Raw genomic sequence first — 10,934 nt, forward strand, 5'->3', positions numbered from 1 at the left:
CACCCGTGAGATCATGGTCTCCCTACGCGTTGCTCGTCGTCGCGGCCATAGCGCTCGACCAATGGGTAAAACACCTGGTCGAGACCGGTCTCGCCTTTCAGGAAAAGCTCGACCTGGTGCCCTTCCTGGCGCTGTTTCGCACCTACAACACCGGCATCGCCTTCTCGATGTTCTCGTCCTTCGGCGACACCGGGTTGATCGTCATTTCGCTTGCGGTCGTCGCATTCGTGCTGTTCCTGGCGAAGCGGATCGCGCCGTCCCAGATCCTTGCCCGTGCCGGCTTTGCGCTGATCGTCGGCGGCGCCCTCGGCAATCTGATCGACCGCGCCGTCTACGGTCACGTCATCGACTACGTCCTGTTCCACACGCCGGTCTGGTCCTTCGCCGTCTTCAATCTTGCCGACGCCTTCATCTCGGTCGGCGCGGCACTGGTCGTCTTCGACGAACTGTTCGGCTGGCGGCGCGAGCCAAAGCCTTCAAACGCCAAGTCTTCCAAAGATTGACCTCACGCGGCCGGCGCCGCACAGTTCATGTCGCCAAGCAGACGCGGAGAAAGAGATGTCCGAGACCTTCAAAGCCATCGTCGTTTCGCGTGACGCCGCGAAAAAGCAGTCGGTAACCGTGACCGATCTCACCGAAGCTGACCTGATGGAAGGCGATGTCACCATCGCGGTCGAGGCGACGACCGTGAATTACAAGGATGGCCTGGCGATCACAGGCAAAGCGCCGGTGATCCGCCGCTGGCCGCTGGTGCCGGGCATCGATTTCGCCGGCACTGTCATCTCGTCCTCTCATCCCGACTGGCGGGCTGGAGACAAAGCCATCCTGAACGGCTGGGGCGTCGGTGAAACCCATTTCGGTGCCTATGCCGGCCGCGCCCGTGTAAAGGGTGACTGGCTGGTGCCGCTGCCGCAAGGCATCAGCCCTCATGACGCGATGGCCGTCGGCACTGCCGGCTACACCGCCATGCTCTGCGTCATGGCGCTGGAGCGGCACGGCATTCTGCCCGATCGCGGCCCGGTGGTGGTGACGGGCGCGGCCGGCGGCGTCGGCTCGGTCGCGGTCTCGATCCTGTCCAGTCTCGGCTATCATGTCATTGCTTCCACCGGCCGCAATGCCGAAAGCCCCTATTTGATCAACCTTGGCGCTGCCGAAGTAATATCGCGCGAGGAGCTTGCCCAGCCGGCAAAGCCGCTGGCCAAGGAGCGCTGGGCTGGTGGCGTCGACGCCGTCGGCAGCCACACGCTGGCCAATGTGCTTTCGATGACATCCTATGGCGGTGCGGTCGCCGCCTGCGGCCTGGCCGGCGGCATGGACCTGCCGACCAGCGTCGCCCCCTTCATCCTGCGTGGCGTCTCGCTGCTCGGCATCGATTCAGTAATGGCGCCGAAGGTCGTCCGCCTCGAAGCATGGCGGCGCATCGGCACCGACCTCGATCTGCAGAAGCTCGCCAGCCTGTCCAGGACCATCGGGTTCGACGGCATCATCGATGCCGCGCGCGATATCGTTGACGGCAAGATCCGCGGCCGCGTCGTCGTGGACATGTGAACCGCACGAATGCCGGAGAAAGGCGGACGGAATTGCCGCGCCTGATGGCAAATCCGCCGCAGCCGCTGCAAAATGGGCCCATCCGCTAAAATTCGAACGATCCGCCGCAATTTTCCATAATCTCTGTCTGGCAAGGATTTCGCATGATCGCGGAATCCGGCAGCCAAGAGGCGGACACTGACAACGACGCCGATGCAGTGCAGACGTCGGCGCGGCGCGTTGTCGCCGCGCCACCGCTGATGCCTGAGCCGGGGCCCGCCAGACGCGAGGGGCTTCCGCTCCTGGCCTTCGTCGCCATCATCGTGCTGGCAGGCCTGGCGCATCTGACCGGAGCACCAATCTTCATCAGCGTCGCATTGCTGGCAACCGGCCTTGCCGGCATTGGCTTGCATCTGCACTCGATGCGGAGCGAACACCGCACCGCTGCCCTTCTTGACGAAACCACCGCCCGCAGCCGCGCCGAGATCGAGACGCTGGCCGATCGCATGTGGGAAATGCAGGAGAGCGATGAGCGCTTTCGCGGCCTGATCGATGCGCTCGGCGACCTCGTCATTCATCGCAACCGCGACGGCTACATCGTCTATGCCAATAGGGTCTTCGCCGATCTCGTCGAAACCGATCAGCGCGACCTTGCAGGCAAGACCCTGGCGGAACTCGGCATCGAGGTCGGCATCGTCCCTGATGCCGCCTTTTCCGATCATGAATGCCTGAGTTCCACCGATGTCGCCATCAATACGCCCAGCGGCCCGCGTTGGTTTTCGTGGATCGAACTATCGGTGCGCGACAAGGACACCGGCGCCGTTTCGCATCGCGCCATCGCCCGCGACATCACCGCCCGCAAACGCGCCGAATCCTCGCTGATCACCGCACGCGAACGGGCCGAATACGCCAGCCAGGCCAAATCGCGCTTCCTCGCCACCGTCAGCCATGAAATTCGCACGCCGATGAACGGCATCATGGGCATGGCCAGGCTGCTGGCGGACACCAGCCTGTCGCCGGAGCAGCAGACCTATGTCGGCGCCGTCTCGACCTCAGCCAGCGCATTGCTTGCCCTGATCGAGGATCTTCTCGACTATTCCAAGATCGAAGCCGGGCGCTTCGACCCGGAGCCGCAGCCGATGTCGGTGCGCGAGATCGCCGATAACATCATCGAGTTGCTGGCCGCGCGCGCCTTCGCCAAGGATATCGGGCTGGGCTGCTATGTCGAACCCGACGTGCCACAGTTGATCACTGCCGATCCGGGCAGGGTCAGGCAGGTGCTGCTCAACCTTATCGGCAACGCCATCAAGTTCACCGACAGCGGCGGCGTGTTGGTGAGCGTTGCGCGTGTGCGCGCCGAAACCACCGACCGCATTTGCTTCACCATCGCCGATACCGGTCCGGGCCTGCACGATGAGGATCTGGACCGCATTTTCGAGGAGTTCGAGCAAGCCGACGGCACGTCGACGCGTGCGCATGGCGGGGCCGGTCTTGGCCTTGCCATCTCCAAACGCCTGGTGGCCGCCATGGGCGGCACGATCTCGGTGTCCAGCCGGATCGGCCAGGGATCCGAGTTCGTCTTCGAGATCCCGGCGATAGCAGCCACCGAGGCACAGCAGGGCCGCCAAAACGCGCTTTCGGGCAGGCGCGCGGTGATCCTTTCGAAAAACGCTGTCGAGGCTGATGCCATCGCCCGCACCATCCGCGCCAATGGCGGCGCGGTCGACCTCGCCACCACCGCCGCGCAAGCCGCACCCTTCGCCGCCGGCTGCGATGCGCTTCTGGTCGATGCGGCCATGGAAGAAAGCGACGGAAGGCTGCTCAAGCGCCTGCGCCTGAGCGGTTTTTCCCACTGCGAGGCCATCACGCTGATCGCGCCGACCGACCGCGGCATGCTCGGCGAGTTCCGCGCCAGCGGCTACGCAACTTTCCTGGCCAGGCCGGTGCGTGGCGGAACGCTTCTGCGTGTGCTGTTGAGCAGCCATGCCCCAAGCCTCGCCCAGCCGCAGCTGGAAAAGCGTGGCGGGCCGACACTTCGCACCGTCAGCAACCGACAGCGGGGCCTGTCGGTGCTGATCGCCGAGGACAATGACATCAACGCCATGCTGGCCCGCGCCACGCTGTTGAAGGCCGGGCATCGCGTCAAAGTGGTCGGCAACGGCAAGGCCGCCGTCGAGGCTGTCACGGGCGCCGGGCACAACCACCGCTTCGACGTGGTTCTGATGGACCTGCACATGCCGGTCATGGACGGATTGGACGCGATTGCCGCCATCCGCCGCCATGAAGAAGAAACCGCAATGTCGCCGGTGCCGATCATGGTGCTGTCGGCCGACAGCCAGGAAAAGACCCGCCATGCGGTGTTGGCTCATGGCGCCAGCGGCTTTGTCGCCAAGCCGCTCGACCCTGAGGCGCTGGTCAATGCCGTCGAGGGACAGGTCGTCGCGGCCTGAGTTTTTCACCGTCCAATCCGCGCCACGCGCTCACGTAACGTAGTCGGTTGATCGCATTCGCCAGCCGACGAAGTATTGCCCGCAAGGCCGCATCACGGTACTGTCACAATCCTGTTGCACCTACACCGTATCCCCGTGCCAAGAGGGATGGCTCGAAGGAGAATCACTCGTGCATACAGTTATGCCGGAATGTGACACTCGGCCGAACGCCAGCAGCGCGCTGCTTGCCGGACGTAACGCCGATTGCGTCATGAAGGGCGCAGCACTGGGCCGTATAGGTAATCTTGAAGTGCGACTCGCTCGCAACGAAGCCGAGATCGCGGCCGCGCAGGAAGTGCGCTACCGGGTGTTCTACGACGAACTTGGCGCCAGAAAAGACCTGTTCCAGACCCATGACCGCCGTGATGCCGACCGGTTCGACCCGCTCTGCGACCACCTGCTGGTTTTGGACACCACGCTTTCCGGCCCCGAACATCGCCGCATCGTCGGCACCTATCGGCTGCTGCGGCAAGAAATCGCGGCCACCGCCGGAGGGTTCTATTCGGAAGGTGAATTCGAACTGACCAAGCTCATCGCCCGTCACCCCGGCCAGCGTTTTCTCGAACTCGGCCGCTCCTGCGTTTTGCCGGAATACCGCTCGAAGCGCACTATCGAGGCATTGTGGCAAGGCATCTGGGCTTACATCAACCACTACGAAATCGGTGTGATGACTGGTTGTGCTTCGTTCCACGGCACCGTGCCGGCGGCGCATGCCGAGGCACTCACCTACCTCGCCCACCACTGCCGGACGAATTCGGCCTGGGATGTGCGCGCGGTGTCCGGGCGTTACTGCTCGATGGACCTGATGCCGATCGAGGCGGTCAACACCAAGGCGGCAATCGCGGCAATGCCGCCCTTGGTCAAGGGCTATCTGCGCGTTGGCGCCCGCATCGGCGATGGCTGCGTCATCGACCGCGAATTCTCGACGGTCGACGTCTTCGTCGTGATGCCGGTCAAGGAAATCGGCGCCCGCTACGTCAACTATTATGGCGGGGAAGCCCAGCGCTTCGCAGCCTGATGGCGAATAGCGAGAACTACGCCGCAATCCTGCGGGCTGCTATCCCTATTCGCTACTCCCTATTCGCTATTCGCTCCTTCACGGAATATCTTCCGGGCGCCGGCCGGGTCGGCTCTTGTAGGACGGAAACGACCAGCCGAATTTGAGCGCGCCGCCACGCACAAGGAACGCCGCGGCAAAACCGGCGAGGTCCGAAGTGAGCGGCGGCAGCCCGGCAAGGTCGCCAAGTGTATAGAGGCCGGCACCGGCAAGGGCTGCTGTGACGTAGATTTCGGGCCTGAGCAGCACCGATGGCTCGCCGGCCAGGAGATCGCGCAGAATGCCGCCGGAGGTGGCTGTGAGCACGCCGGTTATGACGGAGACGACCGGCGAACCGGTAATCGCCAGTCCCTTGGCGGCGCCCATCACCGAAAAGGCGGCGAGCCCGATGGCGTCGAGCCAGAGCAGCCATTTCCAGCGGGATTCGACGCGATGTGCGCCGAAGAAGACGAGCGCCGCAACCACTGCGCAGATCAGCACATAGCTGGAGTTGGCGACCCAGAAAACCGGCAGGTTGAGGATGACGTCGCGAAGCGTGCCGCCGCCGATCCCGGTGACGCTGGCCAGGAACAGGAAACCGATGATGTCGAGCTGTTTGCGCGAAGCCGCAAGCGCCCCGGTCGCGGCGAAGACAGCGACACCGGCATAATCGAGAAGCGCGATGGGGTTCATGAAGCGAACAATGAAAGAGTGAGTAGCGAATAGCGAGTAGGGAATAGCACGAAGCCGCGCAGCAACTCTTGCGTATTTCCTATTCGCTCCTCGCTACTCCCTATTCGCTTGTCCGTTCAGGCGTCTTTCTCAGCCTGCTCGTTCACCGGCCCCGGCTCGACCGGCGCTTCAGCGGCGGCAAACTTCGGACCGCCCTTGGCGACGCCGACCATGGCCGGGCGCAGAACCCGCTCGCCGATCGAATAGCCCGGCTGCACGACCTGGACGACGGTGTTGGCCGGAACATCCGGATTGGGCACTTCAAACATCGCCTGATGGAAATTGGGATCGAACTTCTCGCCTTCAGGTGCGAGCTTCTTGACCCCGTGCCGTTCCAGCGCCGATAGCATGGCGCGCTCGGTCAAGTCGACGCCTTCGATCAGCGCCTTGAAGCCGGCGTCACCCGAGGCCTTGGCCTCGGCCGGAATCGCGTCCAGCGCACGGCGCAGATTGTCAGAGACCGACAGCATGTCGCGGGCGAAATTCGCAACCGCATAGGTGCGCGCGTCGTGCACGTCGCGCGCCGTGCGTCGACGCAGGTTTTCCATTTCGGCCGCCACGCGCAGTGCGCGGTCCTTCAGTTCTTCATTTTCCTTCAGCAGCCGCACAAGGGCTTCATAGTCGCCGTCGATGCTGCCTTCCGTGCGCTCGGCATTGGCCTCGGTCGCCTCGACTTCATCGGGCGCGCGTTCGTCTTTTGCCTGGTCGCTCATCGCCATTTCCCGTCAATCTCGAATGATATGGATTTTGAGCCCGATATCGAGGTTTGGCGGCCAAAAATCAAGGGGTAAGCGATTGTGGACGTCGTCGGCCAAGCCCGCACAATGACCCATGACATTTCGATCTTAATTCAAATTTTACCCTAAGCGCTGGCATTGCTTGCCACAAATGCGTGATGCTGGAACCATTCTCTTGCTGGAGGAGTTTCGAAGCCGACATAGGATTTTGAGATGACGACCCGCAAAAAGGCCGAAAAGACGGAACGGCTCGCCGCCGAGGTCAGACGCCAGTTTGGCGCCGAGGCGGTCAACCGCTTTATGCGCACCTTGCCCGCCTTCCGCACCGAGGGCGATATCCCTGACCGATTCAGAAAGCTGCTCGACCGCCTAGATGGAGCGGAGAAAAGTGACGTCGGCCGGCGCCGGCGGTAACTCGACCGCCAATCTTAGCAGCAAACCTCGGGGTCCCCGAATGATCTTGAGAGCCCGCCACTCGGAGGGAGAACCATCAAGCGGGTGAACTGCGGTTGCTCGACCGACAGGCCACGCGACAATTACGCGCAGTAATTTCGCGTGATCTTTGCTTGCGGCGGGGAGGCACCCCGCCTATGCTTCGTGATGAACATGATTTCCCCTGAGGCGGTCGCTAACAGCAAGCGCGCCTGGCTGAAAATTCTCGCTCGCTACAAGAAGCCTGACAGGCGGCGCAGCGCTGTCGAACTCGCCATCACACTCATTCCATTCGCCATTCTCTGGGGACTGTCCTCGGCGTCCTACGCCTATGGCCATTGGTGGGGTCTGATGCTGATCCTTCCCGCGGCCGGGTTTCTGGTGCGCATCTTCATGATCCAGCACGATTGCGGTCACGGCTCCTTCTTTGCCAATCGCTATGCGGACGACTGGATCGGCCGCGCGCTCGGCATTCTGACGCTGACGCCCTACGACTGCTGGCGGCGCGCTCACGCGACGCACCATGCCAGCGCCGGCAATCTTGACGAACGCGGCATGGGCGACATCAGGACGCTCACCGTTGCCGAATACCGGCAGATGTCGTGGCGAGGCCGCCTTGCCTATCGTCTCTATCGCCACCCGCTGGTGATGTTCGGGCTCGGGCCGATCTGGCTGTTCATCTTCGAGCAAAGGCTGCCTGTCGGCATGATGCGAGGCGGCCTGACGCCTTGGGTGTCGTCGATGACCACCAATCTTGGCATTGCGATTGCTGCAGCCCTCCTCATCTGGTTCGTCGGCCCTGGGGCGTTCCTGGTGGTCCATCTGCCGATCGTCATCCTCGCCGGTTCGGCGGGCATCTGGCTGTTCTACGTCCAGCATCAATTCGAGGAAACGGAATGGGCAAAGGACGCCGACTGGGAATTCCAGCACGCCGCCCTGCATGGCTCATCCTACTACGACCTGCCGCCGGTGCTGAACTGGTTAACCGGCAATATCGGCGTCCATCACGTCCACCACCTCTCGGCCAAGGTTCCGTGCTACCGGCTGCAGGAAGTGCTGCGGGATTATCCGGAACTGCGCGGCATCGGCCGCGTCACGCTGCTCGAAAGCCTGCAATGCGTCAAACTGGCGCTGTGGGACGAGAATCGCCGGAAACTGGTGTCGTTCCGCGAGGCACGGGCGGCGGCCTAAGCAATTCCGGGAAAAGTGTGAAACGGGTTTTCCCGGGAAAAGCGCATTGCCACTTTCCCCGGGGAATTGCGCCAAAACAAAAATAGAACGACCGCCGCGCTGTTCGCGCGGCAGCCTTAGAAATTCCGGATCAGGCCGCCTGGCGCTCGTCGCGCATCAGGATCTCGCCATGGCGGATCTCCGTGCCCAGCACCTTCAGGCATTCGCGGATGAAGTTGGAGAGGCCCGGCCAACCCTTGGCCGAAACGAGATTGCCGTCGACATGGGCGCCGGTCGGCGCGACATCGATATAGATACCCCCAGCGAGCGTCACTTCCGGCTCGCAATAATGCAGCGCGGCGACTTCCCGGCCCCGCACCACACCGTCGACAGCGATCAGTATCTGCACGCCATGGCAGATGGTGAAGATCGGCTTGCCGGCCTCGTGGAAATGCCGCACCAGCGCCTGCACCCGCTTGTCGATGCGGATGTATTCCGGGCCACGCCCACCCGCCGCATAGATGGCATCGTATCCGGCTGGGTCCACCTCGGAGAACGTCTTGTTGAGAATGTAATCGTGGCCGGGCTTTTCGGTGTAGGTCTGGTGGCCTTCGAAGTCGTGCAGCGACGTTTTCAATATGTCGCCCGCCTTCTTGTCCGGACAGACGACATGGACCGTATGGCCAACCGCATGCATTGCCTGTTCAAACACGAAAATCTCATATTCCTCGCTGAACTCGCCGACGAGCATCAGTATCTTCTTGCCAGCCATTCCCGGTTCCTCCCTTGTGGCCATGTTTATTTCGGATCGCGAAATAATGATCCTATCCTAAGGTGAGGACGGCGGAAGGGAAAGCGTAAATCGCACAATTGGTAAGACCAGTTGATGTCGATCGTGATCAGCATCGCCGCAGTACCGTTCGCAGAAAGCGAAAACGGCATTGTTGGTTCGACCAGAATTTCTATCAGGCGGCAGCCTTGATCATATCCGCCGCCTTTTCGGCGATCATGATGGTCGGCGCATTGGTGTTGCCGCCGATCAGCCCTTGCGGCCGCCAAGGCCCTGCTGCGGCACCGTCTCGAAGGCCCAGTTGTTGATTTTTGGCCGGCCCGGCAACAGCGCAATGACGCCTGCCGGGGCACGGATCAGGCGGAACCGCCGCCGGCAATGACATAGTCGAAAACCATGCTCTCCTCCTCGCACCGGCGGATATTTCCGTACGGATAGTCGCAGGGAAGCCCCATCGGAGCCGATGTAAAGACGTCGGGAATTGCCGTTGCGTCAGCTGTTGCGAGCGCGCCGCCAGGAATATTTCGACCCCTTCGGCTCCGGCACGGCGGCTGGCTGGTAGTAAAGCCCCAACCCACCGGTGCGGCCCTCCTCCAGCCGCTTCAACAGCACCGGATTCGAAATTTCGAACTCATCGAAGCCAAGCCGCAGCATATGCGGCAACTGGTCGACCAGCACCTGCCCGGTGGCCCGCACAGCGCCTTCGAAACCATAACGGCTGCGCAGCAACTCGCCCTTGGAGAAGGAGCGGCCATCGCTGAAGGCCGGGAAGGCCAGTGCCACCAGAGAGAGTTGGTCGAGCAGGTCGGCGATCTTCTCGAGTTGATCGCCCGGCTGCAGCACGACGCCGAGCCGTTCCTTGGCCGAGCGGCGCACCTCCGGCTCGAGATCGAGAAACGCCTGCAGCGGCAGGATGAAGCGGCCGTTGCCGGAAAGCGCGTCCGCGTTTTCGGCATGAGCCCACTCATCCTCGCGAAAACCCTCAGGGGTCCAGAGCCGGATCTCCGGTGTCGTCGGTTCAGTCATCAAAATTCCTAAAAATTCAAAGAAGCTAGGGGTGCGTTGAGATTCAGTCAGGCCGCGCCGAAAATGGTGGCTTCCGAGAACCGGAGCGGAGCGTACTTGAAGTACGTGAGCACCGGAAGCGCAGGAAACCGCCTTTTGCAGGCCGGTCTTACCTGAATATCAACATACCCTAAAGCGATGCGTCGGTCAGCGACACTTCCAGCCCCGACAGGTGAATGCCGCACTCGGTCTTGGCATGGCCAGCCCAGCGGCCGCTGCGCGCGTCCTCGCCCGGCTGCACCGGCTGCGTGCATGGAAAGCAGCCGATCGATAGATAGCCATAAGCAACCAGCGGATTTTCGCGCAGCGCATGCGCGCGCATATAGTCGGCCTGGTCCGATGTCGTCCAGTGCGCCAGCGGGTTGATACGGATGCGCGGACCGACGGCCTCGAACACCGGAAGCGCTGCGCGTGTCGCGGCCTGGAAGCGCTTGCGGCCGGTGAACCAGGCGCGGAAAGGTGCAACGCCACGCGCCAGCGGCTCGACCTTGCGCACGTCGCAGCAGGCGTCGGTGTTGCTCTGGTGCAGATTGCCCATCGGATCGATCCGTTCGAGCGCCGCCTCTTCGGGCTTGATCACCCGTATATTGGTCAGTCCAAAATCGGCGGCAAGCGCATCGCGATAGCCGAGCGTTTCCTCGAAATGCTTGCCGGTGTCGAGGAAGATGACAGGCAACGCCCGATCGATCTTGGCGATCATGTGCAGCAGCACAGCCGAATCCGCGCCGAACGACGACACCGCAGCGATCTCGTCGTGAAACAGGTCGCGGGCCGAGCGTTCGATGATCTCGAGCGGGTTCAGGTGACCGTAAAGCGCGTCGAGTCCCGGCGGCGTGGGGGGGGCGGCCACGGGGCCGGGGGCGAAGGGGGGGAGGGGCCGTGGGGGGGGCCGGAAAAAACGCCGCCGGGGACGGGGCCGGGGCGGCACCGGGGGGGGGGGGGGGGGATTTTTTTTT

General features: G+C 62.8%; 12 protein-coding genes. 6 read left to right on the plus strand and 6 right to left on the minus strand.

Going from position 1 to position 10,934, the window contains the following annotated elements:
* The first annotated feature begins 5 nt into the window (after nt 1–5).
* The 4 genes from lspA (at nt 6) to olsB (ending at nt 5,034) form a co-directional block, all read left to right on the plus strand.
* Nucleotides 6–503 carry a signal peptidase II gene (lspA, locus tag NKI20_RS11570; RefSeq protein WP_352830649.1) on the plus strand — a complete coding sequence of 166 codons (498 nt, stop codon included), beginning with the start codon at nt 6–8 and terminating at the stop codon, nt 501–503.
* 55 nt (nt 504–558) lie between these two features.
* A complete protein-coding gene (acuI, locus tag NKI20_RS11575) occupies nt 559–1,548 on the plus strand; it encodes an acrylyl-CoA reductase (NADPH) (protein ID WP_352830651.1) in 990 nt (329 codons plus the stop codon).
* Nucleotides 1,549–1,691: 143 nt separating this feature from the next.
* Entirely contained in the window at nt 1,692–3,977 is a 2,286-nt protein-coding gene (locus tag NKI20_RS11580; RefSeq protein WP_352830653.1) for an ATP-binding protein, read from the plus strand.
* Nucleotides 3,978–4,158: 181 nt separating this feature from the next.
* Complete coding sequence (olsB, locus tag NKI20_RS11585; RefSeq protein ID WP_023760756.1) at nt 4,159–5,034, plus strand: l-ornithine N(alpha)-acyltransferase; 876 nt, start codon at nt 4,159–4,161, stop codon at nt 5,032–5,034.
* A 78-nt stretch (nt 5,035–5,112) separates the two neighbouring features.
* Here the strand turns inward: olsB and NKI20_RS11590 are convergent, their stop codons facing one another.
* Together NKI20_RS11590 and grpE are read right to left on the minus strand one after the other, a co-directional pair.
* On the minus strand, nt 5,113–5,745 hold the full coding sequence (locus tag NKI20_RS11590; RefSeq protein WP_023760757.1) for a trimeric intracellular cation channel family protein: 633 nt from the start codon (nt 5,743–5,745) through the stop codon (nt 5,113–5,115).
* 116 nt (nt 5,746–5,861) lie between these two features.
* Nucleotides 5,862–6,497, minus strand: a complete 636-nt coding sequence (gene grpE, locus NKI20_RS11595) for a nucleotide exchange factor GrpE (RefSeq protein WP_023760758.1) — start codon at nt 6,495–6,497, stop codon at nt 5,862–5,864.
* 237 nt (nt 6,498–6,734) lie between these two features.
* Between grpE and NKI20_RS11600 the strand changes: the two genes are divergently transcribed.
* Nucleotides 6,735–6,935: a hypothetical protein gene (locus NKI20_RS11600; protein WP_352599419.1), complete on the plus strand. Its 201-nt coding sequence runs from the start codon at nt 6,735–6,737 to the stop codon at nt 6,933–6,935.
* A 186-nt stretch (nt 6,936–7,121) separates the two neighbouring features.
* Nucleotides 7,122–8,144 (plus strand): fatty acid desaturase, encoded by a 1,023-nt coding sequence (locus NKI20_RS11605; protein ID WP_352830656.1) that lies wholly within the window; start codon nt 7,122–7,124, stop codon nt 8,142–8,144.
* 130 nt (nt 8,145–8,274) lie between these two features.
* Here NKI20_RS11605 and NKI20_RS11610 read toward each other — a convergent pair whose 3' ends face one another.
* From NKI20_RS11610 to NKI20_RS11625, 4 genes are all read right to left on the minus strand, one after another.
* Nucleotides 8,275–8,895, minus strand: a complete 621-nt coding sequence (locus tag NKI20_RS11610) for a DJ-1/PfpI family protein (RefSeq protein ID WP_352830658.1) — start codon at nt 8,893–8,895, stop codon at nt 8,275–8,277.
* A 193-nt stretch (nt 8,896–9,088) separates the two neighbouring features.
* A complete protein-coding gene (locus tag NKI20_RS11615; protein ID WP_352830660.1) occupies nt 9,089–9,298 on the minus strand; it encodes a hypothetical protein in 210 nt (69 codons plus the stop codon).
* Nucleotides 9,299–9,405: 107 nt separating this feature from the next.
* Nucleotides 9,406–9,939: a DUF934 domain-containing protein gene (locus NKI20_RS11620; protein ID WP_023760763.1), complete on the minus strand. Its 534-nt coding sequence runs from the start codon at nt 9,937–9,939 to the stop codon at nt 9,406–9,408.
* 169 nt (nt 9,940–10,108) lie between these two features.
* On the minus strand, nt 10,109–10,828 hold the full coding sequence (locus NKI20_RS11625; RefSeq protein ID WP_352830662.1) for a phosphoadenylyl-sulfate reductase: 720 nt from the start codon (nt 10,826–10,828) through the stop codon (nt 10,109–10,111).
* Nucleotides 10,829–10,934: the final 106 nt, after the last annotated feature.

This window comes from Mesorhizobium sp. M0830, from assembly GCF_040319965.1.
In the GTDB taxonomy this organism is placed as follows: domain Bacteria; phylum Pseudomonadota; class Alphaproteobacteria; order Rhizobiales; family Rhizobiaceae; genus Mesorhizobium.